The 25,093-nt window shown below is 39.7% G+C and carries 23 protein-coding genes; 12 read left to right on the top strand and 11 right to left on the bottom strand.

What is annotated here, in order from left to right:
- Positions 1-286 precede the first annotated feature (286 nt).
- The 8 genes from AAC000_RS19580 to AAC000_RS19545 all read left to right on the top strand — a co-directional run bounded on the left by AAC000_RS19580 (position 287) and on the right by AAC000_RS19545 (position 10,572).
- Positions 287-895 carry an RNA polymerase sigma factor gene (locus tag AAC000_RS19580; RefSeq protein WP_339725154.1) on the top strand — a complete coding sequence of 203 codons (609 nt, stop codon included), beginning with the start codon at positions 287-289 and terminating at the stop codon, positions 893-895.
- Entirely contained in the window at positions 892-2,070 is a 1,179-nt protein-coding gene (locus AAC000_RS19575; RefSeq protein ID WP_339725152.1) for a FecR domain-containing protein, read from the top strand. The genes AAC000_RS19580 and AAC000_RS19575 overlap by 4 nt, the downstream gene beginning before the upstream one ends.
- A gap of 157 nt (positions 2,071-2,227) precedes the next feature.
- A complete protein-coding gene (locus AAC000_RS19570; protein WP_339725151.1) occupies positions 2,228-5,287 on the top strand; it encodes a TonB-dependent receptor in 3,060 nt (1,019 codons plus the stop codon).
- 301 nt (positions 5,288-5,588) lie between these two features.
- On the top strand, positions 5,589-6,020 hold the full coding sequence (locus AAC000_RS19565) for a TonB-dependent receptor (RefSeq protein ID WP_339725149.1): 432 nt from the start codon (positions 5,589-5,591) through the stop codon (positions 6,018-6,020).
- 89 nt (positions 6,021-6,109) lie between these two features.
- A complete protein-coding gene (locus tag AAC000_RS19560; RefSeq protein WP_339725147.1) occupies positions 6,110-6,844 on the top strand; it encodes a DUF1080 domain-containing protein in 735 nt (244 codons plus the stop codon).
- Positions 6,845-6,846: 2 nt separating this feature from the next.
- Positions 6,847-8,196 (top strand): cytochrome c, encoded by a 1,350-nt coding sequence (locus tag AAC000_RS19555; protein WP_339725146.1) that lies wholly within the window; start codon positions 6,847-6,849, stop codon positions 8,194-8,196.
- Between the two features lie 14 nt (positions 8,197-8,210).
- Entirely contained in the window at positions 8,211-9,665 is a 1,455-nt protein-coding gene (locus AAC000_RS19550; RefSeq protein ID WP_339725144.1) for a hypothetical protein, read from the top strand.
- Between the two features lie 49 nt (positions 9,666-9,714).
- Positions 9,715-10,572, top strand: a complete 858-nt coding sequence (locus AAC000_RS19545; protein WP_339725142.1) for a DUF1080 domain-containing protein — start codon at positions 9,715-9,717, stop codon at positions 10,570-10,572.
- Between the two features lie 79 nt (positions 10,573-10,651).
- On the opposite strand, the gene AAC000_RS19540 is transcribed toward AAC000_RS19545, so the two are convergent.
- The 5 genes from AAC000_RS19540 to purM form a co-directional block, all read right to left on the bottom strand.
- Complete coding sequence (locus tag AAC000_RS19540) at positions 10,652-11,692, bottom strand: IS481 family transposase (RefSeq protein WP_339725141.1); 1,041 nt, start codon at positions 11,690-11,692, stop codon at positions 10,652-10,654.
- 181 nt (positions 11,693-11,873) lie between these two features.
- Positions 11,874-14,339, bottom strand: coding sequence for an acyl-CoA dehydrogenase FadE (gene fadE / locus AAC000_RS19535; RefSeq protein ID WP_339725140.1), 2,466 nt, complete (start codon positions 14,337-14,339; stop codon positions 11,874-11,876).
- Positions 14,340-14,514: 175 nt separating this feature from the next.
- Positions 14,515-15,258: a DUF3108 domain-containing protein gene (locus AAC000_RS19530; RefSeq protein ID WP_339725139.1), complete on the bottom strand. Its 744-nt coding sequence runs from the start codon at positions 15,256-15,258 to the stop codon at positions 14,515-14,517.
- Positions 15,245-15,901 carry a phosphoribosylglycinamide formyltransferase gene (purN, locus tag AAC000_RS19525; RefSeq protein ID WP_339725138.1) on the bottom strand — a complete coding sequence of 219 codons (657 nt, stop codon included), beginning with the start codon at positions 15,899-15,901 and terminating at the stop codon, positions 15,245-15,247. The genes AAC000_RS19530 and purN overlap by 14 nt, the downstream gene beginning before the upstream one ends.
- Entirely contained in the window at positions 15,902-16,939 is a 1,038-nt protein-coding gene (gene purM, locus AAC000_RS19520) for a phosphoribosylformylglycinamidine cyclo-ligase (protein WP_339725136.1), read from the bottom strand.
- Between the two features lie 233 nt (positions 16,940-17,172).
- Between purM and AAC000_RS19515 the strand changes: the two genes are divergently transcribed.
- Both AAC000_RS19515 and hda read left to right on the top strand, forming a co-directional pair.
- Entirely contained in the window at positions 17,173-18,279 is a 1,107-nt protein-coding gene (locus AAC000_RS19515; RefSeq protein ID WP_339725135.1) for a DUF2066 domain-containing protein, read from the top strand.
- The gene (hda, locus tag AAC000_RS19510) at positions 18,267-18,986 is read left to right on the top strand and encodes a DnaA regulatory inactivator Hda (protein ID WP_339725134.1); all 720 of its coding nucleotides are present in this window, start codon (positions 18,267-18,269) and stop codon (positions 18,984-18,986) included. The genes AAC000_RS19515 and hda overlap by 13 nt, the downstream gene beginning before the upstream one ends.
- On the opposite strand, the gene AAC000_RS19505 is transcribed toward hda, so the two are convergent.
- The 3 genes from AAC000_RS19505 to arsC all read right to left on the bottom strand — a co-directional run bounded on the left by AAC000_RS19505 (position 18,970) and on the right by arsC (position 20,568).
- Positions 18,970-19,404, bottom strand: coding sequence for a DUF2069 domain-containing protein (locus AAC000_RS19505; protein ID WP_339725133.1), 435 nt, complete (start codon positions 19,402-19,404; stop codon positions 18,970-18,972). The genes hda and AAC000_RS19505 overlap by 17 nt on opposite strands.
- Positions 19,405-19,624: 220 nt before the next feature.
- Positions 19,625-20,218 carry an NAD(P)H:quinone oxidoreductase gene (gene wrbA / locus AAC000_RS19500; protein WP_339725132.1) on the bottom strand — a complete coding sequence of 198 codons (594 nt, stop codon included), beginning with the start codon at positions 20,216-20,218 and terminating at the stop codon, positions 19,625-19,627.
- On the bottom strand, positions 20,215-20,568 hold the full coding sequence (arsC, locus tag AAC000_RS19495; RefSeq protein ID WP_339725131.1) for an arsenate reductase (glutaredoxin): 354 nt from the start codon (positions 20,566-20,568) through the stop codon (positions 20,215-20,217). The genes wrbA and arsC overlap by 4 nt, the downstream gene beginning before the upstream one ends.
- Positions 20,569-20,668: 100 nt before the next feature.
- On the opposite strand from arsC, the gene AAC000_RS19490 reads away from it, so the two are divergent.
- A complete protein-coding gene (locus AAC000_RS19490; RefSeq protein WP_339725130.1) occupies positions 20,669-21,136 on the top strand; it encodes a TlpA disulfide reductase family protein in 468 nt (155 codons plus the stop codon).
- Here the strand turns inward: AAC000_RS19490 and AAC000_RS19485 are convergent.
- Both AAC000_RS19485 and AAC000_RS19480 read right to left on the bottom strand, forming a co-directional pair.
- Entirely contained in the window at positions 21,122-22,576 is a 1,455-nt protein-coding gene (locus tag AAC000_RS19485; protein WP_339725129.1) for a M48 family metalloprotease, read from the bottom strand. The genes AAC000_RS19490 and AAC000_RS19485 overlap by 15 nt on opposite strands.
- 109 nt (positions 22,577-22,685) lie before the next feature.
- Positions 22,686-23,261, bottom strand: a complete 576-nt coding sequence (locus tag AAC000_RS19480) for a hypothetical protein (protein WP_339725127.1) — start codon at positions 23,259-23,261, stop codon at positions 22,686-22,688.
- 147 nt (positions 23,262-23,408) lie between these two features.
- On the opposite strand from AAC000_RS19480, the gene AAC000_RS19475 reads away from it, so the two are divergent.
- Positions 23,409-24,476 (top strand): AI-2E family transporter, encoded by a 1,068-nt coding sequence (locus AAC000_RS19475; RefSeq protein WP_339725125.1) that lies wholly within the window; start codon positions 23,409-23,411, stop codon positions 24,474-24,476.
- Between the two features lie 120 nt (positions 24,477-24,596).
- Here the strand turns inward: AAC000_RS19475 and bcp are convergent, their stop codons facing one another.
- Positions 24,597-25,061 carry a thioredoxin-dependent thiol peroxidase gene (gene bcp / locus AAC000_RS19470; protein WP_339725123.1) on the bottom strand — a complete coding sequence of 155 codons (465 nt, stop codon included), beginning with the start codon at positions 25,059-25,061 and terminating at the stop codon, positions 24,597-24,599.
- Positions 25,062-25,093 lie beyond the last annotated feature (32 nt).

The following is a 25,093-nucleotide window of genomic DNA, read 5'->3' as shown; positions in this document are numbered from 1 at the left end:
TCAAAGCTTCAAAGAACTAAATTGTTTGAATCGTTATGCTTAAAAATATCTATTGAATTTCATGTTTCTATCTCAGTTTGGGAGCGAAAGCACCTCAGAATATAGGATTTAAAAATAACTTTCTATCACGCTTTGGAGCTCTTAGTGGCATAGGTTTTTTATTTAATGGTTTTGACTGTTAATAAAAAATAAAATGGTAAATTAAGCCTTCGGTATTTCCTCTTGAAATTGTTTTAGTATAACAGCCCATATTTTTTTCAATAAAATATACCTACTAGGCAATAACATGCAGCAAGACAATAACGTTACAAAAGTGTCTGCCCAAGGAAAGCTTTCCGTGATCACCCGAGCATTTATTGAGAACAGCACTTTTATAAAGAGTTTTCTCAGACGATTTTTACATTCTCAACATGATATCGAAGATGTTGCTCAGCAGGCTTACCTTAAGGCTTATTGTGCTGAACAAGAAAAAGCGATTGAGCACCCCAAATCCTACCTTTTTACGGTAGCTAAAAATATCGCGATTAATGAATTAACTAAAAAGTCGAATAAGATCTCTGAGTACCTAGAAGATTGCGAAGATTCTGTTTCTATTGAACCGAGTGCTACTTTAGAAAGTGAAGTTGAGGCAGAACAATCTTTGGGAATTTATTGCGATGCGGTAGCCGCCTTGCCCGAGGCCTGTCGAAGGGTTTTTTTGCTACGTAGGGTACATGGATTAAAACAAACAGAAATTGCAGCGACCTTGGGTGTGTCATTAAGAAATGTAGAAATGCATTTACAAAAAGGCACGTTGAAATGTAGAGAGTTCGTTCGAAATAAGCAAGAAAGAGAAGAATTAGCTAATGAAAGTTGGCAAGAACCAAAAATGCCTCAAAAAGGGAGAAAGTTATGAAAAACGTTTTAGAGTTTCCATCAAATGCTCCTTTTGATCCAAAAAAATTGGAGCAAGAGGCAGTTGAGTGGTTGATTAAGCTTGATGGTGATAGCGAGCCTACTGCTGAAGAATTGCTAGCGCTTAAGGAATGGATGGCACGCAGTCCCCAACATGCCAAAGAAATCAGAAGTCTTAATCAGTTTTCTAGTGAGTTGCTTGTATTGACCGAGCTAAATATCCCTCTAGTGAAACTTTTACCGAAAGAGTCTTCAACGCACAAAGAGCCTTCAACGACCCGCACAATTTTTTCGGGAAGGGCGTGGGCTATGGCCGTTAGCGTTGTTGGCTTAGTGCTGTTGTTGCAGCAAGTGTTTCTTCCAATATGGTTTAGCGACGATCGATTTGATAACTCGAATGGTTATTACGCCTCGGCAATTGGCAAACATACCTCTATCCCTTTGCCGGATGGCTCTGTTGTGGTTCTTAATACCAACAGTCGAATTAAAGTTGAATACACCGAGGGGTATAGAAACATTTACTTGATACAAGGCGAAGCCCATTTTGATGTGGCTAAAAATAAAAACCGACCTTTTCGAGTGCATGCAGGTAAAGGGCGAGTTGAGGCAATAGGTACCGCGTTTACTGTTTATCTTCGAAAGCAGGATGTGGAGGTTCTAGTGACCGAAGGAAAAGTAGAATTGGCGGAGCTCAATACTGCAGTTGAAACTGTTTCAACGTTGTCGGGTGTTAACTCAATTAATCAAAATGGTAGCAAAGAGCCTGCACTTTATGTTGCCATTCCTGTCGAGCAATTCGGGAGACTAGAGGCTGGAGAGGGAGCGACTATTTACGTTTCTAATGGTAATGAAGTGAAAACTGAACTACCCAGCGTTACAGTGAAAGTGATGGATGATAAACAACGTATACGTCGAGATACCTGGCGCCAAGGTTTTGTGTTGTTTACTGGGGATACATTAGAAGATGTGGTTGCTGAAATTAGTCGATATAGCCCTGTTGAAATTAAAATTATTGATCCTGCCTTGAAACAGATTCGAATCGGTGGGCAATTTAAAATAGGTGATCTAGAGGGACTGTTTGACACACTAGAATTTAGCTTCGGCATTCATATCAAGAAGCTAGAAAATAAACGAATAGAAATTAGTGCCGCCAGTAAGGAAAATAATCTTAACTAATGATGAAATGCAAATTGTAAATATGATGTGTATTTTTATATATAAAATGTAAAATAAAGGTAAAGTTGAACTTCGGTATTTAGTCATGAATTTGTTTCATTAGTGACGAGATCGCAACCAAAGCATTTATTAAAATAAATGATAGCGGGTATTTCGTATGGTAAATAAAAGTAAGCGATGGTTTACAAGTTGGGGTGTAAGGACACTGTTTTTATGGGCAATATGCATATCTGTTGACGCAAAATGCGAAACATACGTTCGCAGCAATAGTAATGCTACCGAACACCTTGTAAACATCCCAACTTCTAGCGCTGCCGAGGCTCTCAACTTATTAGCTGAGCAAACCAAAGCATTGCTAATTTTTCCATACGATATTGCAGAATCCCGAACAGCTAAAGCTGTGAGCGGAAACTATTCCATTAAGGAAGCGCTTGATTTGATATTAAATGACTCTGGCCTAATTGCTGAAATCTCTGATAAGGGCGTTATTCGAGTACGTATTGAGAATAGCGTTGAAATGACTAATAAACAGAGAAGTGACATGAAAACACAAAAATCAATTCTAGCCACAATACTTGCTGCACTATTTACAACTACAGTGGCAAGTGCACAAGAGTCAGAACAAATAAAAGAAAAAGAAGAAGTTGAAGTAATTCAAGTGACTGGCATGGTAGGTAGTCTTATAAAATCTATGGGGGAAAAACGAACTGCAAGTTCAGTTGTTGATGTTATTTCTTCAGAAGATATGGGTAAATTTCCTGATCAGAATTTAGCCGAGTCTCTTCAGCGCGTTTCGGGGGTTTCTATCAGTAGAGCACGCGGCGAGGGTAGCCGTATTTCTGTACGTGGTTTAGGTACCGGATTTAACTTAGTAACCCTTAACGGAGCTACTGCTACGTCAGCCTCTTCTGATGTAAACGGTAATGGAGGTAGAGATTTTGCTTTTGAAGTAATGCCAGCAAATTTGATTTCTGGTATTGAAGTCTATAAATCATCAATGGCTGATTTGAATGAAGGTTCTTTAGGTGCTAGCGTTAATATTAAAACAGCGCACCCATTAGATAACCCTGGCTTGCATATGTCAGGAAGTATAGAGAATGCATATTCTGAACTTGCTGATGCTAACGATCCAGAAGCTTCTTTCATTTTTAGTAATACAAATGATGATGAAACCTTTGGTGCTTTGCTCGCATTATCTTATTCAAAACGTTCAATTCGTCAGGACTCGTTTATTGTCAATGGTCACATCCCAGCAGATGATACGCTTACCTCGGCTCTTGGTTTGACTCCAGGTGTTGATAACCCAATGGTTGCAACTGATGCGACTTGGGGTGTTTTAGAAAACGAACGTAAGCGCTTCGGGATTGGTGGTTCGTTGCAATTCCGCCCAACTGACTCAATAGATATTACCTATGATGGGTTTTATTCGGATCTTGAAGAAGAAGGCAATGCAGCCAGTATAAATATGCAGCCAATGACAGCAGGTAACAATAATACTACAGGTACTGTGACAAACGGTGTAGTGACATCTCTTGCTGGTGATCGACTTAATAGCACCTATAGCATTCTTAATGTCTCTAACGGCAATGACAATATTGTATTCCCGGGTAATAACAAGTTCCAAAATCATGATTTGAATGCGACTTGGTATCTCACTGACGCTCTTGAAATGGATGCTAAGGTTTATTACTCAAAATCTGAATCTTTTTACGATTTCAAACGTTATCAAGCAAACTTTGTTGATGCCACAGGCGCGTATAGTTATGATCAAAGTAATATAGGTGACGTTGCTGATTTAGATTTTGCCGGTGTGGACTTTTCAGATCCTTCTATTTATCAGATAAATCAACTTTTAGGTGTTGATGTAGTGGGAGATGAAGATGAAAAAGGCGTACAGTTTGATTTTAATTTAAATATTGGTGGTGACTTAATCGAATCAGTAGAATTTGGTGTACAAAAGAAGGTGCGTGAGCGCACTCAGAGCCGAGATTTGTACTTCAGTGGCCCAGATAATGTAGCCTACCCAGATAGCATAGATCTTAGACCATACCCAAGCGACATATTATCTTTTTCTTCGGCTGAATTTCCTCGTAATGTTATATATAGTGATTTCGCTGCTGTAGAAGATGCTCTAACAGATGGTGGCATACCCTTCGACTCGAGTTTGACTGCTTTTAGCTATAATATAAAAGAAGACGTTTTAGCAGCATACGCGAAAGCGAACTTTGTCTCTTCTGTAGCTGACGTTCCAGTCAGTGGTAATGTTGGCTTGAGGTATGTGGATACCGACCAGACATCAAATGGTCTTAGTCAAGTTCTTTTGGGAGTGGACCCCGAGAACCGTGATTTACCGATATTTTCTGATGATACACAGCCAATTAGCGAAACTAATGACTATTCTAATTGGCTTTGGAGTTTAAATGTTAAAGCAGATCTTACTGATAAAGTAGTAGCTCGCTTTTCTGCCGCCAATGTGATGTCTAGAGCGCCAGTTTCTCGTTTAGCACCAGCCATCACTTCACTGAATATTCCTAATGGAACTATGGGTAAGGGTAACCCTCAATTGAAACCATTTGAAGCTACTCAGTATGACTTGACGTTAGAATGGTATTTCAGTGACCTTGGAGCATTAACTGCCGGACTATTTTTGAAAGACGTAAACACATTAGTCAAAATTGAGGGTTTAGAGGAAGAAATAGCTGATGGCATTGTTCTAAATGTTACAAAACCAGTAAACGCTGAAGGAGTTACAATCAAAGGCCTTGAGCTAGCTTATCAACAGCAGTTTACATCGTTACCTGGTTGGGCTAGTGGCTTAGGTATGATAGTAAACTATACCTATACTGATAATGATGCCTATTTTGAACATCAGTATGTTGCTGAAGGAACTGGTTTAGTTGGTGCTTCCGAAGATAACTTTAATATTGTAGCTTTTTACGAAGACGAAACGTTTAGCGCACGCATTGGCTATAACTACCGTAGTGAGTTTCTTGAGCGAGAAGTTGGTCTAAATGCTAATGCTGAATATGTTGATGCATATGGTCAAGTTGATGCTCAGGCGTCATACGAAATCAATGATCACATATCTCTTTATGTTAATGCAACCGATATAACAAATGAAACTTTGTTTAGATACAGCAATAATAATCCAAATCAAACTAGAGCAATTACCCAAACGGGTGCACGTTACTCAGTTGGAGTAAGAGCTAGCTTTTAGCTACAACTTTAAGTGGAAGGGGAGTTCGTGTATTTCTTTAATTGTACGAACTACCTCTTTTCTTTAAAGGAACTGTAATCTATTTGCATTGCTGCACTCTTGTTTTCTTGAAATAAATTGTCTCACCGGTGTTCAAGTCTAAAGGACTATTTGTTGAAGACATAGGCACATTAGTAATAATTGAAGGGCAAACGGAAACAGTAGCAGATGGTATTGTTCTAAATATTACAAAACCAATAAACATTGACGGAGTTAAAGTCAAAGGACTTGAGCTAGCCTATCTACAGCAGTTTTCTCGTTAGTGAATCGGTCATCGGTTAAAACGCAAGGCGCAGAGCTGGTTTTATCAACCGAGCTAACCAATAACAGTACATTAAAAGCCAATGTCACTTACGCAGATGTTAAAGCAGGCGAGGGCGAATTATTATCAGGCAGATCGCAATGGCAAGGTGGGGCAAGTATCAACTGGCAATGGACTGATAATTTATCAACGTATTTATCAGTGAAGTATGTTGGTGAATCATCTGCGACAAGTTTGCATACGGGCGATTTCAGTATGGCGATGTTGTCTTCTTATAATAAAGTGGATGTGAGTGTTAATTGGCGGGTAAACGAAGCGATTGATATTGATTTCTTTCTGACCAATGCGATGGATAAACAATATGACTACGCGATTGGTTTTACAGGTCCTGAACGGGGTTTGGGCAATAAAGTGAATTGGCAACTTTGGTAACGGTTACCGTTATCAAATGATATCAGTCGCTTTAATCAAATAATTCAGTACAGCGTAACACTCGCTGTTTGAACAATTAATGGTGGAATATGAAAAATATAATAAAAATATTAAGTATCAGTTTGCTAGTAAATGTGAATATCGCACATGCAGAAAATACCACAGCAGATTATAAGTTAACAGAGCAGTGGACACCTATTCCTGTCGTGGTAACGCCGGGAAAAATACCTTCTGATGCACTCTCGTTATTTAATGGCGAAGGCCTAGAAGCTTGGCGAGACGAGGAAGGCAAAACGCCAAAGTGGTTAGTAGAAAATGGCACGGTTACCGTAGTACCAAAAACAGGTGGTATGTCATCGAAACAAGACTTTTGTGATATTCAATTACATGTAGAGTGGCGTTCACCGGAAAAAATTGAAGGTAAAACACAGCAGGAATTAGGTAATAGTGGTATTTATATTCAAGGAAGATATGAAGTACAAATTTTAGATTCTTTTGAAAATCAAACCTATGTGAATGGTCAGGCGGCTTCTATTTATAAGCAATCGCCGCCATTAGTTAACGCTATGGTGCCCACGGGAGAATGGAACAGTTATGACATTATTTTTAAATCTCCAGTGTTTAATGATGATAAGTCATTAAACACACCTGCTTATATAACATTACTACATAACGGTATTTTGGTTCAAAATCATTTTGAACTGAAAGGTGCCACTGTTTTTATAGGAAAACCGTCATATAAAGCACACGGTTGTGCTCCAATTTACTTACAAGATCATAATGACAAAGTAAGTTATCGAAACATTTGGGTTAGGGAGTTATAGCAATGGTTAACACTATTCGATTTATAAACAGCAAAATAATGTTGGGTTTAGTGGTTATGCTCTTTACGTCAAGTGCTTATACAAGTGAACTCGACGATAAAATAATAGCGATGTCGCAAAACCCAATAGTAACCTCACAAGGCAAAGCCTTATATGAAGAGGTATGTGCTTCTTGTCACTCCAAAGATTTAAGCGGAGCCTCTGGTTTTAACTTAAAAGACGGTGAATGGATACATGGACATAAGCCATCAACGATACTTAGTAATGTTAAAAAAGGCTTTTCAAAAGCAGGTATGCCGAGTTTTAGCGCCGTTTACACTGAGCCTCAGTTACAAGCTATTGTGGCTTATGTGCTATCTAAAAGAGAAGGTTTTGATGGTTTAACCTATAAGATTTATCAAATGGCGAATAGCAATGATAAAGTTATAAGCGATAAAAAATTAATTAAAGAGGGTGAGCTAACGTCAAATTTTGCAGACTTTCAATTACCTGAAATTAAAGATTATGTTCTAGAATTTGAAGGTGATTTTTACACATTGAAGGATGAAGATACTCAAATATGGATCGAGTGGGGAATGCCAATAGATGTAACTTTTGAGATAAATGGTAAAAAAATTGAACGCCTAGGTGAGGGAGATAATCCAACGTGGAAATTAGAACGAGGCAAGCAGCATTTAAAGGTGACTTATTACTCAGGTAAAAATGAATTAAATCGAAGGAATTGGCCATTAATGGTAACCAATGATGATACGACCATTAAGCTATTTCCATTCTCTACTCGTGCTAGACAAATTATGTCAAAGAAAAAGGTACATGTTATAGCAACGAGTAAAACTGTGGTTCAACGTAAAAAAACAACGAAAATTCCAGCGTATTCAATTTCTGTTGGGCTACCTGCAAAGGTAAATTATGCCTTTAATACCCGTCTTTGTGCTGTTGTTGGTTTATGGCAGGGAGATTTGTTAAATGTTGGCCCTAACGTGGGCGGCAGAGGTCAAGATGGCAGCGTGCCGTTGGGCGACTGGGTTTTTCATGCACCTAATTCAATAAAGCATAGTGATTCAGGTAAGGGGCAATGTAAGTATAAAGGTTATAAGCTTGAAAATAACGAACCCGTATTTCGTTATCAGTTAGATGGCGCTGAATATAAACTGTCGGCAAGTGCAAATAATGATCGCGAGATTCAATTTCATTATCAAGTAAATCAGTTAACGGCGCCAACAGTTGCGTTTACTGTACCAAAAATTGACAAACTTACTTGGCATGCATCTTCAGGAAAAGTCAAAAATGAACGCGTTAATATTACACCTGATACTCAAGGTCAATTCACTCTTACTGCACAGATTAATTAATAGAAGAACTTATTATGATGAAAATAAAATCAGTTTTTACCGCTGTCGCTTTGTCTGTAATCGCTTGTTGGACCAATGCACAAAATGCTCCTAAGCACACGTATAAACCCGATGGCTATAGTATAGAGACCATTGAAACACCTAAAGATGTACGCTTTCATGCTACGGGTCTAGATAGCACTAAAGACGGTGTTGTATATATTGCTACCCGTTTTGGCGACGTTTGGCGTTATGACAATGAACAATGGTTTAAATTTGGCGAAGGGCTTCATGAGCCTACAGGTTTACTGGTAGATGATGACGGTTCAATATTAGTTGCTCAAAAACCTGAATTAACTCGACTTAAAGATACTAATAATGATGGTGTTGCCGACGAATATGAGCATGTCGTTGGGGATTGGGACTTCCATGATAACTATCATGAATATACCTATGGCCCAGTAAAAGACAAACAGGGCAATTACTATGGAACGCTTAATTTAAGTCATGGAAATCCTGGTGCTTTTTCACTTGGTGCCATGGGCAGTGCAGGTGGCTACCGAGGTTTTGCTTTTAAAGTAGATAAAGCCGGGGAATTTCAACCTTATGCATGGGGGTTACGCTCACCGGCAGGTATTGGCTCAAGTCCGCAAGGAGAAGTGTTCATTACCGATAACCAAGGCGATTGGGTGCCAACGTCTAAATTACATTTATTGCAAGAAGATAAGTTTTATGGACACCCTGTCTCATTACTAGAGGTAGAAGGTTATACAAAAGAAAGTATTACTAATTTGTCGTTAGAAAAATTAGCGTCAATGAGCGAAAAGCCCGTAGTGTGGATGCCGCATGTAGAAGTGGCCAGTTCGCCGGGTAACCCTGAATGGGATACAACCGCAGGAAAGTTCGGTCCTTTTAAGGAGCAAATTTTTATTGGTGATCAAACTCAGTCTAATGTGTTTAGAGTGATATTGGATAAGGTTAATGGCGTGTATCAAGGTGCCGTTCTTAACTTTATGAATGGTTTTCAAAGTGGCAATATTCGTGTTGATTTTGATAACAAAGGCCAGCTTTGGGTTGGTCAAACTGCAAGAGGTTGGGGCGCTAAAGGCGGTAAGCCATTTGGTTTACAAAAAGTGGTTTGGGATGGCACCAACCCTTTTGAGTTATTAGATATTAAACTGACCAAAACCGGCTTTAAACTTAAGTTTACAGAGAAGCTTGATGCGTCAAGTATTGTTACCGATAATTTTACGGCACAAGAGTGGAACTATCATTATTCAGGGAATTACGGCTCTCCTAAGCATAACCAACAGGCGTTAACAGTGAGAAAGGTAAGCTTATCTAAAGATGGTCGCGAAGTTGACGTTACTTTGCCACTTACGGCGGATAAAGTGGTACAAATTGACTTTACTAAGCTTAAAGATATTAAGGGCAGGCAGGTAAGTGTCGATAAAGTGTATTACACCCTTAATCAACTTATTTCGAAATAAGTCATAGGTATAGGTCCTGTTTATCAATATCAAAATAAGGAATATTTCTATGAAAAGAAAAGTAATACCTCTATGGGTTGTTCTGGCTTGTATTTTTACCTGGGGTGGTGTTTTCGCGAAGCACTCGGTGACGGCCGTTGCTAGTGAAAAGTGGGTCGACTTGCTTGATAAAGATCTCACTCATTGGGATGTTTGGACAGCGGTACCCCATGCTAGCATTAAAACATTGCCGGATGGTTATATCAAAGGTTCAGCTATTGGCTTGAGCGATCCTTATGGCGTTTACAGTACAGAACGAGACGCCGACGGTAATCTGATTATGAAGGTGAGTGGAGAGGTTTACGGTGGGCTAACTTCAAAAGCCGTTTATGAGAATTACCACTTGAGTCTAGAGTTTAAGTGGGGCGAAAAAAAGTGGGCTCCTCGTTTAGACAAAAAACGTGATAGCGGGATCCTCTATCACGCTACGGGTGAGCATGGAGAAATGTGGAAGGTGTGGAAAAAAAGTGTGGAGCTGCAAATCATGGAAGGAGATATGGGCGATCTCTTTTTGCTCGGAGGCCCCTCTGCTCAAGTGCATGTAAATGATGATTTAGTGTGGACACCTGCGGCCGAGGCTCAGTTGCGCAAGGGACATGTCGCTAGAGCGGTACGATCTACGGACATGGAAAGCCCTGATGGCGAGTGGACCCGCATCGATCTTTATGTATTAGGTAATACCGCTGTTCACGTTGTTAATGGGACAGTGGTGATGGTTCTTTTTGACATCAAGCTGGAAGGTAAACCTTTGATTGCGGGAGAGTTGCAACTCCAATCTGAAGGTGCAGAATGTTACTATCGTGATATTCGTATTCGGTCTATTGAAACCCTACCGGACGCAGTAAAGCTGCAGGCTCAGGTTCGTTGAAAAGGGTTAACCTAGACATATATTGTAGTAGCTCAGACCTGATCTGACAGTTACCCATTTTTCAAAGGGTGTTGTCAGTTTAGATTTGAGCTAGATTCTTTTCCGCCCAAACCGTTTTTTCATCAAGCAATGTTTCAAACGGTGTTCGTCCCAAACAGATTTTACCTTGATGAGTTCGATGATTGTTATAGGAATCCATCCAATCGTCCAGATCTTTTTGCAATTCCTCCATCGTCGAATAGAGTTTTTTCCTGAATGTGATTTGGTAAAACTCATTCAAGATCGTTTTATGGAACCTTTCACAGATACCGTTTGTCTGTGGTGACATTGCTTTTGTCTTAGTATGATCAATGTCATTGATTGCCAAATACAACTGATAATCATGATGGTCAACTCTTCCGCAATATTCCGTGCCTCTATTGGTTAAAATCCTCAGCATAGGTAAGTCATGCTGCTCGAAGTAAGGCAATACTTTGTCATTAAGCATGTCAGCAGCCGTAACTGGCGTTTTGGTTGTGTAGAGCTTAGCGAACGTAACTTTGCTGTAGGTATCAACAAAGGTCTGTTGGTAGATACGCCCAACGCCTTTAAGATTTCCCACATAAAATGTGTCCTGTGAGCCAAGATAGCCAGGGTGCTGTGTTTCTATTTCACCACAAGCTTCATCATCGTGTTTTTTCTTCTCTTGCGCCGCAACTTGCGCATCACTGAGGATAATGCCGTCATTGGCTACTTTTTCTTCGAGGGCTTTGAGTCGCTTCTTAAAGTTTTCTAGATTGTGTCGTAGCCAAACTGAGCGCACTCCACTGCCTGAAACAAAAATACCTTTTTTGCGCAACTCATTACTCGTTCGATGTTGGCCGTAAGCAGGATATTCAATTGCTGATTCAATAACAGACTGCTCTGTTGCTTCATTAACGCGATTTTTTAGATTAGGTGTTCGACGACTCTGACTGATCAAAGAATCAATCCCCCCGTCTTCTACAAGTTCCTGATAACGATAAAATGTATCACGAGATACACCCATTACTTTGCAGGCTTTTGATACGTTTCCAAGCTCTTCGGCTAAATTGATTAACCCAGCTTTGTGTTTAATGATTGGATTGCTAGTATGCAACATGAGAGTTACCTTTATTGTTTTGATTTAAAGATTCGACACCTTTATCAAAACGGGTAACTCTCTACTTTTCAAGAAGTAGTGTCAGATCTAGTCGGAACTAATACAGTTAATCATTGTTCTTGATTGAGACCTAACCGCTCTAAAAATAAAGCCCCATATTAGTGGGGCTTTATTATACTGTTTACGCTACTTTCTTAGCCCTAGGTTTTCTTTTAGGCTTTTCTTTTTCAACACTCTGTACGATTTCACTATGTTTGAAATCGTCAACATTGATAGTTCGTAATCGTCCTTTCTCTGTTTCTCTTAAGAGTGTTGCCTGCTCTTCGGTAATCACGCCTAATTCAAGTCCCTTATCGGCTACTTTATGCAATTCGGTAAAAGGCAAATATGTTTTGGCTGCCTTGCATACCTTGTTGTAAATAGGCTCTGCTGCCAGCACATTTTCTAAAGTTTGTTCCAAATCACCCATCAAGCTGCCTTCGACTCTTGATAGATATTGTCCTGAACCTAGTCGACTGCGAGCTTCACCTGGCGTTTGCAACAGGCTGGCTATTTTGTGTTCTATCTCATCTGATGGGCGTTTATATTTTTTCCCAAATGGCATGATGATTAATTTCAGTAACTTACCCATTATTTTTGACGGGAAGTTATCAAATAACTCTTCTAATGCTATTTCTAATTTATGCAAACTATCTTGCATAGCCCAGTGCAGCAGAGGTAAGTCGTCTGCTTTTCGCCCTTCATCATCGAAACGTTTTAATACACAAGAGGTCAGATATAGATAACTCAATATATCACCTAAACGCGCCGAAATGCGTTCACGACGTTTTAACTCTCCGCCTAATACAGCCATTGCCACATCAGATAAAAATGCCATGTTAGTACTGTAACGCTGCATTGAACGATAATAACCAGAGGTTTCGTCATCAAAAGGCGCTTTAGTCAATTGTGCCCCAGTGAGTGAGAACCATAAGCTACGGAAAAAATTACTGAAAGCAAAACCAATATGCCCGAATACGGCTTGGTCGAATTGTTGCAAACTTTCATCTTCGTCTGGGTTATTGGCGGCCAGTAATTCTGTTAATACGTATGGGTGGCAACGCATAGCGCCTTGTCCATAGATCATCATGTTTCGGGTCAGAATGTTTGCACCCTCCACCGTAATGGCTATAGGCGCTCCCTGATAAGCGCGTCCCAAATAGTTGTTTTGTCCTAGCATGATCCCTTTGCCTCCATGAACATCCATGGAGTCATTGACTATTTGGCGCATTTTTTCTGTCAAATGATATTTGCATATGGCAGAGATAACAGACGGTTTTTCACCCAAATCGACTCCTTTGGTTGAAAATGCATTCACAGCGTCCATCAGGTAGGCATTGCCACCTATACGCCCCAGCATCTCTTCAATGCCTTCCATTTTACCTACTGGCATCTTAAACTGACGACGAATGCGGGCATAGGCACCAGTTGCAAGTGCGATACTTTTGGCACCACCGGCTGAGGAAGAAGGTAAGGTAATCACGCGGCCAACAGATAAACATTCAACCAACATGCGCCAGCCTTGACCTATCATTTTGTTGCCACCAATGATGTAATCTAAAGGTACAAAAATGTCTTGGCCTCTAATGGGGCCGTTTTGAAAGGGAACGTTTAACGGAAAATGACGATTGCCAATCTCCATTCCTGCGGTGTCTCTAGGCAATAATGCACAGGTAATCCCTAATTCTTTTTCGTCACCCAATAATCCGTCTGGATCATACATTTTAAACGCTAAACCAATCACAGTCGCCACAGGCGCTAGGGTGATATAACGTTTATCAAAAGTCAGTCGCATGCCGAGTATTTCTTCGCCATTCCACTGACCTTTGCATACTATGCCGCTATCAGGTAATGAGCCAGCATCTGAGCCAGCTTCTGGTCCTGTTAGGGCAAAACAAGGGATTTCGTCTCCAACAGCTAATCTGGGTAAATAGTGATCTTGCTGTTCTTTGGTACCATAGTGTTGTAACAATTCACCAGGACCTAAAGAATTGGGTACGCCGACAGTAGTAGAAAGTACTGCGCTAACACTGGATAGTTTTTGCAATACGCGAGATTGGGCATAGGCAGAAAAATCTAAGCCACCATATTCTTTCTTAATGATCATGGCGAAAAATTTATTGTCTTTTAGATACTGCCACACTTCATTAGATAGGTCCGCATTGACGTGAGTCACTTCCCAGTCATTACACATTTTGCACACTTCTTCTACCGGACCGTCTAGAAACGCTTGTTCTTCACCTGTTAACCGCGCTTGCGGGATATTATGCAGAGTTTGCCAATTTGGATTACCACTAAAAATTTCACCATCCCACCAAACCGTACCGGCGTCTATTGCATCTTTCTCAGTGCTCGACATTTCAGGCATGATTTTTTTGTAGATTTTTAAAAGCGGCTCACTAATGTATTGTTTACGTATAGATTCGATATTGAGGGGCACGGCCACAATTAAAAATGCCAGCCAAGTAAATTCGCCGACTATACCTAATAAGCTTCCGAGCACGAATAGGCAGAAAAGCCCTACCGTTGCATTAAATAACTTCATTCGAAAATAGCTGACTGCTCCAAGCGACGCTATTACATATAAAAACCAAATTAGGATTTGCATAAATTCTCCAATTTTAGAGGTCAGACCAGACTATAAACAGTATAGTTTTACTATGTGAAAATCAAGTTTAAGGATCAGTTTATAGCTTAGGTTTGCATGAACATTTAAAATAACGCTGTATCAATAAAAATGATATCAGAGCAAAGCTAGTATAGGATAGGTGTTGCTATTAGAGTTAGTTTTTTGCTTTAGGGTCGCTATTTTCAGATTTGAAATACTTCAATCGAATTTCACCTTGTTCGTCACCATCTTTAAACTGGGTTAACTTAACTAATTGATAATTAAGTTGTGGCGAAAACCAGGCTATGGTTTCTCTTGATGAATTATTTCGGATTATTTTGACTTTGATCCCTTCAATCATACCAAAGGGCAAGTCGAGTTGTTCTTTACCCACGACTTTTAATTCATAGTGTCGTAGTTCACCTCTGTTATTAATAACATCATATTCAAATTCACGTTTGCCTGAGGCTAGTTTTAACTGTACGTCTAAGCGATAAAGTTGGTTATCAAGTTGCCCCGACCAATTAATTGGCTGTGCTTGATTGATAGTGACTGAGGATTTTTCGTTATCAAAGTGAATTTTAGTGCTTTTATTTGACCCGGTGCCACTGCGGCTATAAGCGTACGTAAGGGGGTGTAATTGGGAATTATTGAATGAAAAAAAACTTGTTTCTGAACGAATGTCTGATAAAAAGAAAGCAGACACTTTAGAGTAATAATCTAATCTGTAGAGATCGTTTTTATCCGCTTTTAGGACTAGCTTTGCCTTGCCTAAACTTCTATTAAATCGATACACTAGGTATTCCGCTTCAAAACCCACTAGCTGATCTGTGTCTGCATAAGCGCGTTTATTTGCGCCAAAGGTCAGCCCTAAAAGTAAGGTTAGTGATAAAAGAACAATAGACTTATTCAATCGCATAACCCTCTTCAGCTAATATTTGGTTGTCTAATACTGCTCTATTATTGATCATTTTTAGCCTATCTTCACAAAACCATTTGATTACTAAAGGGTACATTTGACGCTCTTGTTGTTGCACGCGTTCAGCCAACTCTGCGACATCTTGTTGTTCAAACACTGGTACTTTGGATTGTAACACTACCGGGCCACCATCTAACTCAGGTGTCACAAAGTGCACTGATGCCCCGTGCTCCTTATCTTTGGCATCAATTGCTCTTTGGTGTGTATGCAAACCCTTGTACTTAGGCAACAAAGAGGGATGAATGTTCAACATCCTACCTTGAAAGTGCTCAACAAAAGAAGGGGTTAGAATACGCATAAATCCAGCTAATACAATGAGATTCGGATTGAATTCGTCAATGCAATTAGCCATTTTGGCGTCATATTCTTCCCTGCTATCAAAGTCTTTATGATCAATATATATGGCTGGGATCCCCGCATTTTCCGCACGAGTTAGCCCATAGGCTGTTGGATGGTTTGCTATAACCGCGGAGATTTTAGCGTTAATTTTCTGTTGAGAAATGTCATCGATGATTGCTTGCAAGTTAGAACCATTGCCCGAAACCAAAACTACAATAGACTTTTGCGCTAGTTGCTCAGCCACTTAATTGATCTCTACCTGTTGTTCGGAATCACTCTTCTCGATATGACCAATCTGCCAGGCGTTTTCACCAAGATCCTTCAAGATATCAATCGCTTGGGCAGCTTTATCACTAGGTAATGCAATGATTAAACCTACACCACAATTAAAGGTGCGATACATTTCATGGGTGGTTACATTGCCTTTTTCTTGTAACCAATTAAATATTGCTGGCCACTGCCAACTCGCTCCATCAATCACAGCTTTGGTGCCCTGAGGTAACACTCTTGGAATATTTTCCCAGAATCCACCACCAGTAATATGAGATATAGCGTTAACCTGAACTTGTTCTAATAAAGTCAGCACGTTTTTGACATATATGCGCGTTGGTTCAAGTAAGTGTTCTGACAACGCCTTACCTTCAAGGGTGTCACTTGTATCACTTTCAGATACTTCAATGATTTTACGTATTAAAGAATAGCCATTAGAGTGAGGTCCTGATGAGCCAAGGGCAATTAGCGCATCGCCATGAGCAACTCGCGAACCATCAATTACATCATCTGCTTCAACTACACCTACGCAAAATCCCGCTACGTCATAGTCTTCACCATGATACATGCCCGGCATTTCTGCGGTTTCTCCGCCAATGAGTGCACAACCTGATAATTCACAGCCTTTGCCAATACCAGTCACGACTTCTGCGGCTGTATCAATATTTAACTTGCCGGTGGCGTAATAATCGAGGAAAAACAAAGGCTCAGCGCCTTGCACTATTAGGTCATTCACACACATGGCCACCAAATCGATACCAATTCCTGCGTGTTGTTTTAAGTCCATAGCCAGTCTGAGTTTTGTACCTACGCCGTCTGTGCCAGATACGAGAAGAGGTTTTTTATATTTTTCTGGTAATGCACACAAAGCACCAAAGCCACCTAATCCACCTTTGACTTCAGGTCTGTGCGTTTTTTTTGTGACCGATTTAATTCTTTCGACTAGCTGGTTACCTGCATCAATATCAACCCCAGCGTCTTTGTAACTTAGTGATGATTTTTTATCGCTCACGTTATTTCCTCAATCTCAATTATGGCCGCAAAAAAAGAGCGCAGATTTTAGCAGCTTGCACAAATAATACCAATGACAGATATTGACATATATGCGCAAATTACACTGAAAATATTATTTTTAGGTGGTTTGAGTATATAGTTCGATAAACAATTGATGAATTTTGTTCGCAAATAAAAGACAATAGTGTTTAGAAATTTTAAAAAAATATGTTTTGAGGAGAATTGGCCCTGATGCCAATAAAAATAAACCCTGTGTTACTAGTGTTATTGCTTGTGTGGCTAGTCAGCTGGCAGAACGTTAAAGCAGCGGTTATAGAAGATTTATACGATGCTAAAATAGCTGTAGATAATCAGTCTCAGACCACACAAAATAATGCGTTTAGTCTTGCCCTAAAACAAGTGCTTGTTAAAGTGCGGGGGAATACTGACTTATTATCTAATCAAAAAATTAGAAGTGCATTGACAAAGGCTACACGTTTTGTCAGGTCATACAGTTATGAAAAAGTAGAATCACAGTTATTTTTGGTGATAAGTTTTGATCCCCAAAGAGTGGAAAACGCTATTCGAAACGCAGGTTTTCCCGTTTGGGATAAAAGACGACCTGATTCTTTAATTTGGTTAGCGATCCAAACTTCGGGTGATTCACCCAGACAAATGGCAACCCATGCCGAATTCTCAGACATCTATCAACAATTAAAGGTTCGCGCGGCGCAAAGGGGTATTAGCTTAATGTTTCCTTTATGGGATCTTGATGATATTCAAACGTTGCGAGTGTACGATATTTGGGGTGGTTTCAGTACTCAAATATCTAAAGCCAGTGAGCGTTATGTTGTTCCTTCGATTCTGTCAGCAAGAATTTACCCATCTACAATTAGTCAAGCATCAGATAGCAGTCAAAATAGTGGCAAGGCGGCGTTATCATGGTCAGCCGATTGGACCATGTTAGAAGGAGGCGGATTATTGGCTGGACAAGTCCAAGGTGATAGCCAGTTAAATATTGCAGAACGCCTGATAGATGCCTTAGCGGATCAGTTATCTTCGAAATATGCTATTGATCTTGCTCAAATTGACCGCTCGGATTCTAAAGTTCAAATAGTCGTCAACAATATAGACTCCCTTAATTATTATAGTTTGGCGTTAAGGTCATTAGAAAACATGAGTGTGGTTAATGACGTTATTTTGATTAAACAGCAAGGCTCAAGAGCAACCTTTGAATTGGATTTATTAGGTGACATTGAAGACTTAACCAATGCCCTAAGTTTGGACAGTAAGATTAGACCAGTAGTTGATGATTTTGGTCAGCCTATACTTGGTTTGGAGTTCTTTTGGGTCAAGTAAGTAATCAACTGACATTGCCAATTGGTTTAAAAGATACAGAATCATTTGCCAGTTTTATTCCCGGTAAAAATGCGCAAGTTTGTAGCCACTTAACCGAGTTGTTTAGGCAATTTGAAACGGATAAGCACACGAATTGGCTAACCTATTTGTTTTCTGATTCTGGTTTGGGGAAAAGCCATTTGTTGTATGCTACTTGCCAACAGGCGGAGCTAGCTGGGCAGAGTAGTGTCTATTTGAGCTTCAACGAAAAACAACAGATGTCACCTGATGTGCTTCAAGGTCTTGAGCAATACCGCTTAATTTGCTTAGATGATATTGAAAAATTACAGGGTGACAGTGGCTGGCAAATAGCAGTATTTGATTTAATCAATAAAGTCAAAGAACAAAATGACAGCTGCTTGGTGATTACAGGTAATCAACCGCCGAATCAATTAACATTAGAGTTGCCAGATCTCATCTCTAGACTTTCTTGGGGCACAAGTTTCCAGCTATATTCATTGACTGATACACAACGGCAAGAGGCTTTAATCGTTAAAGCCCAGCACCGGGGATTGAACATGTCGAAAGACGTGGCGAAATACCTCATCAATCATTGGCAACGAGATATGCCAGCCTTGATTGAATCACTGGATATTCTAGATCAGCAATCAATGCAGCAACAACGCAAATTAACCATACCTTTTGTTAAGGCTATTTTTGATTTTTAGGTTTCAGGCTTTCAAACGCTTGTTTTTCTTCTTGTAGCTCTTCTTTTAATTTGCGAATACCCAAGCCAAGTTCACGTCCTCTAATACGCGCATAAAAGCTACAACCAGTAAATAATAAGCAACACAATATAATTTCAATTAAAGCGTATAACCTTTCACCCTCAACGGCATAAACTGCGGTTAAGCCATGTAACAAATAATACATGACGATAAAATTGGTCCATGCATAGGTATAGGGTTTTCCTGCTATTAGCCCTTTAGCAGGCAATAAGATAGGGACTATCCAAAATAATACAGTAAACACAGTAGACGTGGGCTTATCTATAGTTAATACAAAATGCCAAACCACTAACCAAACAATTAATAATAAATAACTGCTTAAAGTTAGTTTTCGAAAAAAAGTGCTGCTAAATGTCATGTTAGTTAACCTGAGTTCGGGTAAAAATGTTGAAGGGTCAATTTTTCTTTAACTATTAAAGTGAAATTTTACCTTATTGTTTTCGATACTATATTTTAAGGGTAAGTACTGATAGGACTATTGCTATCAATGCACCTGTTATAGGGCTAAGCAGTGTAAACCAATGAAAAACACCGCAGTAACGCCAGTTCTAAGTGGTGTTACTTATCAGCAATTCAGGTCAGTTCCCCAGCTTCGCTGCTAATGTCGCTAGTCTTCTACCTTGTTCAATACACAATTTTTGTTCTTCTGTGGTGAGTTTGTTTTTACTGTCGCCTTGGGCTAAATGTGTCACGCCATAAGGACTTCCACCAGACCGAGTGGTATGTAACTCAGGGTTAGAGTAGGGGAGTCCACACAAAATCATGCCATGGTGTAGTAAAGGTATCATCATAGTTAGCAGGGTTGTTTCTTGGCCGCCATGCATACTCGATGTTGATGTGAAAACACAAGCAGGTTTGTTTTCTAATGTGCCGGCTAACCACTGCGCGCTGGTATCATCTAAAAAGTATTTTAAAGGCGCAGCCATATTTCCGAAACGGGTTGGGCTACCTAGCGCCAATGCACAACAGTCATCTAAGTCTTGTTTTACAACATAAGGGTCACCTGAATCAGGTACAGCATTTTGTATGTCAGTTAAATTGTTACTTACTTCAGGCACGCAGCGTAAGCGAGCTTCAAGGCCTACTCTTTCAACACCCAGTGCAATGCTGTTTGCCATCGCTTGTGTAGCACCATGGCGACTGTAATACAAAATCAGTACCACTTGACTCATAAAATATCCAAAACAGATTCGGGAGGGCGACCAATTGCGGCTTTACCCTTGCATCTCACTATTGGTCGTTCGATCAATTTGGGGTTATTTACCATGGCCTCTATGAGATACGCTTCGGATAAGGTGGCATCCGCTAAATTGAGGGATTTGTATGTGTCTTCCCCTTTTCGCATTAATTGTCTGGCTGAAGAAAAGCCTAATTGGGAAATAATTTGTGCTAGTTCATCTGCACTTATGGGCGTTTTCAAATATTCAATAATGTGCGGTTCAAAGCCTTTGTCATTTAGTAATTGCAGGGTTTGACGGCTTTTTGAACATCTAGGATTATGTAATATGTTTAAATCAGACATAAATTTTTTTCACTTCGAATAAGATTTAGTATTGAGACGTAGTATTCTACATTTTATTTAATGGGTTACGAGAGTAACGCACATTTAGGACGTTGTTATTTTGAAAAAAATTGTCATTATTTTGGCTGCGTTAGTAGCTTTGGTATTAGGTTTGTGGACTCAGCAAGCGTTGAAAGTCGATTTTACATCTGTTGATGGAAATGGCTATCGTTGGAGTAACCCCCAAGGAAAATGGAAAGTTGTCAATTATTTTGCGGAATGGTGTGCACCCTGTTTACGAGAAATGCCGGAATTAAACCATTTCTACCAACTACATAAGAATGAGATAGATATTTTTGCTGTGAGTTTTGATCCATTAAGTAGCGACAAACTTATTGTGCTGCAACAGCAATATAATATCCAGTTTCCGGTCATCGATGAGATTCATTCTATGCCATGGGACCAGCCACCCAACAGTTTGCCGACCACTTATATTCTTGATGCCGACGGCAAAGTGCAACAACAACTAAAAGGTGAACAAAGTGCCGAAAAACTGCTGCAAACCATCAATTTATTAAAGGGTTTGTAAGCGCTCCTGGGCGGTTCTAAATTGTTCTATTCTGGCTCTAATGCGTTGCTGTTCAATTTTGCGGTCATTTGCATAGTTATAGGCAGTATGTAATTCGTCAATCGCTCTTGGGTAAGATGCGACTAAGGCAAACAATTCGGCCTTTACCTGATGCATCTCTAGTTTCTGGCCACTACTTTGGTAAGCGTCTGAGAGCAAATTGTAGGCTAACATGTTATCGGGATTGACGAGTAAATAGTCCCTTAATAGTGATGTTGCTTTTTCAAAGTTTCGTGTTTTGATTAGGACATTCGCCAAGTTCAAAGTTAAAACCCTGTTGAAAGGTGCGTGGGAAATCTGCGCCGATAATCTGTCGATAGCTTTTTGTTGCTGATTCATTTCAATCGCAATATCAGTGTAGGTATCTAGGTAAAATAAGTTGTCTGGACTTTTTTCTAATAATCCGTCAATCAATTTTAAGGCGGGTTCAAATTCTTCATTGGCTAAATAAGACAAAGCTAAACCATATTCAGCCGCCTGTTTAAAAACATAACGTTGTTTTTTAAGTAAATCAGAAAAGTATTCGATATTACGTTTGGGATTAGCGTAATAGCGAGCTAAAATTCTCGATTTTGCTAAATGAAAAGTGATACTTTCAGGTATATCCCGTGGTCTAAAAGACGCGGCTCGTGTCCGTGCATCGGCAATCCGTGATTCCGGTAAAGGGTGAGTTAGTAAAAACGCTAACGGAGTTGATTTAAGGCGATTTTTTTCAGCCAAAATGCCGAAAAAACTGCTTGCACCATTCGGGTCAAAACCCGCTTCAGCTAAAATTTTAATACCTACTCTGTCTGCTTCTTGTTCATTTTGTCTAGTGTAATTGATGGAGGATTGTGCCGATGCTGCATTTGTTACTGATATCGCCGCCATGCCCGCTTCTGGATTAGCTACAGCTAGCAGGATACTGCCTAGTAGACTGGCTATTTGTAAAGGTGATGATTTTTGCCGTGCTTCGATACTTCGGGCGATGTGCCTCTGTGTTACGTGACTGACTTCATGAGCCAATACAGAGGCTAGTTCAGACTCGTTTCTGGCGTTAAAAATAAGTCCAGTATGTATGCCGATATGACCACCAAAAAACGCGAAGGCATTGATTTCCGGACTATTAATAATAAAAAATTTATAGGGAAATTTTACATTGTCTGCCTGTGCTACCAAACGATTACCAAGATCTTGGATGTACTCATCCAACAATGGATCATTAATAATAGGGGCTTGACCACGAAGCTGACGCATCAGTGCATCACCAATTAAGACCTCTTTATCTAGGCTAATTGCGCTAGACGCCACTACGCCTATTTCCGGTAAGTCATTTTTTTTATTTGCTGCGCTAACAGACATGGTGCCTAAAAGGAAAATGCTTAAGGCAGAAATAACGGTGTTAGCAATAGGTTTTATCATAGATTACGTCTAATTTAAGGTTATTAATTTTCATGACAGTATGGATTAGTTAATACTGCTGTTTATTATGGATCAATTTGCAGTCCATTAGTTCAATTTTACCTAAGCATTAGGCCGTTTTAATGGTTTTTAATTGTTGTTCAATAGACAAAAATACCTCTTGAATAGACTGCCCACTATTCTCAACAACTTGTAACGATGTGCTCAATAACTCAAGTAATTGTTCGAGTAACATATGGGCATACTTGAGTAATTCCATATCAGCCTCATCACCGCAACGAATCGTCACGCTCATAAAGTCGCTAAGTTTTGGGATACTAAGTAAAGGACCTAAACTGCTGGGATTAAATTCCTTAAAGGGGGAATTACAGTCAAAAGGTTTAATCATGGCCTGAGGTTCGTCGTTAACAACAGGAAAACAATGTAAATCAAATGCGTATTGATTACAGTGCGTTTTAAGCACTATAGGTGGTTTACCTTGCTTACAATTGGTTAAATTCCAATTTTTTTTATTCAGCAAATATTTAATATTGTTATCAAACCCATCGGTAAAGGTCCCTTCAAGCTCTAATAATTTATTGGCTACGATTTGAAAATGATCGGGGATCTCTCCTAAATTAAGGGATTTTTTCAGCTGTAAAATAGCTTTTACGTTACCAAAATGACTTGTCCAATCTAATTGCAAAAACAACCTCTCTTTTATTTGTGTAATCTACTCTTATCGCTATTTGATTAGCCTAGGGTTGTGCAATAATGTCCCCATCATATAGATGAAATTCAACTTTCACCAATCTATAAGTTGGTGATACCCAATTAATAACAAGGACCATAGATGTTAACCGTTTTTGAACGTTGGTATAAGCGAAAATTTTCAGATCCCGACTCAATGATGCTGTTGTTGCTGTTACTTATCAGTTCATTGTTATTGGCGGTTTGGGGCGGCATTTTAATGCCCGTTATAGTGGCCGCTGTTATCGCGTATTTGTTAGATTGGCCAGTTGTACAATTATGTAAATTAGGTTTATCTCGTGGCTACACCACAGTATTAGTGTTATTTGCCTTTATTAGTGTCTCAATTTTGACCTTTGTAGGACTAGTACCTGTTGTTGCTCAACAGAGTATTAATCTGATTAAAGAAATGCCACAAATTTGGCAACAAGGCCAAGTGTGGTTATTAACCTTACCTGAAACTTATCCAGATCTTGTGCAGTTGACGCAAATTCAAGATGTATTGGATAGCATAAATGAAAGGGTTGTGGTGCTTGCCGAGCAATTATTGTCTGCGTCATTCAGTTCTTTGGGAGGCTTAGGTGCCCTGCTAATCTATATGATTTTAGTGCCTTTGATGGTCTTTTTTATGGTGAAAGACAAAGCTATGCTGGTAGCGAATCTTTCGGCATTATTACCCAGCGAACGTCGTCTCATTAAACAAGTGGGTTCTGAAATGAACTTACAAATAGCCAACTATATTCGTGGAAAGGTAATTGAAATTGTGATTGTGGGTACAGTATCGGCAGTGACTTTTGCGTTTATGGACTTACGTTATGCGCTGCTACTAGGCGTGTTGGTCGGTTTCTCAGTACTGATCCCCTATATAGGTGCGGCTGTGGTAACTATCCCCGTAGCGATAGTGGCTCTGTTTCAATGGGGACTGACCCCCGATTTTTGGTATTTGATGATTGCTTACGGCATTATTCAGGCCTTAGACGGCAATGCGCTTGTTCCTATATTGTTTTCAGAAGCGGTAAGTCTGCATCCGGTGTATATTATTATTGCGGTGTTATTCTTTGGCGGATTGTGGGGGTTTTGGGGCGTATTCTTTGCTATCCCTCTAGCAACGTTAGTGAAAGCTGTGGTAAATGCGTGGTCAAGTCCCAAAGAATTAGAGCCTGAAATTTAGTCTAAAAGGAGCCGAATCGTTTCGGCTCCGAGTTAACTAGGCGTTAGTTGGTAGACACTAGAAACTAGACACTAGAAACTAGTAGGTAGTAATTAGTGGATAGTAGGTAGTCGCTAGTAATTAGTTTTGTAAATAGGCCAAAACCACTTCGTGATGGGTTTTGGTTTTGAATTTATCAAATACATGTTCAATTTTTCCGTTTTCATCAATCAAAAACGTAATACGATGTATGCCGTCGTATTCTTTACCCATAAATTTCTTTAATCCCCAGACGCCAAATGCATCGGCTACTGCATGATCTTCATCAGACAAAAGTGAAAAGTTGAGGTTTTCTTTCTCAATAAATTTCGGCAGCCTTTTAACAGCATCAGGGCTCACTCCTAATACTTCAACGTTGAGTGCAGCCAATGATGTTTGGCTGTCTCTTAGACCTTGCGCTTGAATAGTACAGCCAGGGGTCATGGCTTTAGGGTAAAAATAAATCAATACTTTTTTACCCTTAAAGTCGCTTAACGACACTGTTTGGTTGTTTTCATTTGGTAAAGAAAATTGCGGAGCAAGATCACCCGCTTTAAGCATTTGCATAAAAATAGCCTTAAATTATTTGTCTAATCAAT

The organism is uncultured Paraglaciecola sp., from assembly GCF_963977085.1.
GTDB lineage: Bacteria > Pseudomonadota > Gammaproteobacteria > Enterobacterales > Alteromonadaceae > Paraglaciecola.
The sequence above is the reverse complement of the archived record's forward strand: the minus strand, read 5'-3'. Positions and strand labels throughout refer to the sequence as shown.

What these genes read in the sequence shown, in the direction of transcription:
- fadE (WP_339725140.1), bottom strand. Translation starts at nt 14,339, where the DNA reads ATGCAAATCCTAATTTGGTTTTTATATGTAATAGCGTCGCTTGGAGCA.
- AAC000_RS19570 (WP_339725151.1), top strand. Translation starts at nt 2,228, where the DNA reads ATGGTAAATAAAAGTAAGCGATGGTTTACAAGTTGGGGTGTAAGGACA.
- AAC000_RS19580 (WP_339725154.1), top strand. Translation starts at nt 287, where the DNA reads ATGCAGCAAGACAATAACGTTACAAAAGTGTCTGCCCAAGGAAAGCTT.
- bcp (WP_339725123.1), bottom strand. Translation starts at nt 25,061, where the DNA reads ATGCAAATGCTTAAAGCGGGTGATCTTGCTCCGCAATTTTCTTTACCA.
- AAC000_RS19475 (WP_339725125.1), top strand. Translation starts at nt 23,409, where the DNA reads ATGTTAACCGTTTTTGAACGTTGGTATAAGCGAAAATTTTCAGATCCC.
- arsC (WP_339725131.1), bottom strand. Translation starts at nt 20,568, where the DNA reads ATGTCTGATTTAAACATATTACATAATCCTAGATGTTCAAAAAGCCGT.
- AAC000_RS19550 (WP_339725144.1), top strand. Translation starts at nt 8,211, where the DNA reads ATGATGAAAATAAAATCAGTTTTTACCGCTGTCGCTTTGTCTGTAATC.
- AAC000_RS19485 (WP_339725129.1), bottom strand. Translation starts at nt 22,576, where the DNA reads ATGATAAAACCTATTGCTAACACCGTTATTTCTGCCTTAAGCATTTTC.
- AAC000_RS19530 (WP_339725139.1), bottom strand. Translation starts at nt 15,258, where the DNA reads ATGCGATTGAATAAGTCTATTGTTCTTTTATCACTAACCTTACTTTTA.
- AAC000_RS19560 (WP_339725147.1), top strand. Translation starts at nt 6,110, where the DNA reads ATGAAAAATATAATAAAAATATTAAGTATCAGTTTGCTAGTAAATGTG.
- AAC000_RS19540 (WP_339725141.1), bottom strand. Translation starts at nt 11,692, where the DNA reads ATGTTGCATACTAGCAATCCAATCATTAAACACAAAGCTGGGTTAATC.
- wrbA (WP_339725132.1), bottom strand. Translation starts at nt 20,218, where the DNA reads ATGAGTCAAGTGGTACTGATTTTGTATTACAGTCGCCATGGTGCTACA.
- AAC000_RS19555 (WP_339725146.1), top strand. Translation starts at nt 6,847, where the DNA reads ATGGTTAACACTATTCGATTTATAAACAGCAAAATAATGTTGGGTTTA.
- AAC000_RS19505 (WP_339725133.1), bottom strand. Translation starts at nt 19,404, where the DNA reads ATGACATTTAGCAGCACTTTTTTTCGAAAACTAACTTTAAGCAGTTAT.
- AAC000_RS19575 (WP_339725152.1), top strand. Translation starts at nt 892, where the DNA reads ATGAAAAACGTTTTAGAGTTTCCATCAAATGCTCCTTTTGATCCAAAA.
- AAC000_RS19545 (WP_339725142.1), top strand. Translation starts at nt 9,715, where the DNA reads ATGAAAAGAAAAGTAATACCTCTATGGGTTGTTCTGGCTTGTATTTTT.
- AAC000_RS19515 (WP_339725135.1), top strand. Translation starts at nt 17,173, where the DNA reads ATGCCAATAAAAATAAACCCTGTGTTACTAGTGTTATTGCTTGTGTGG.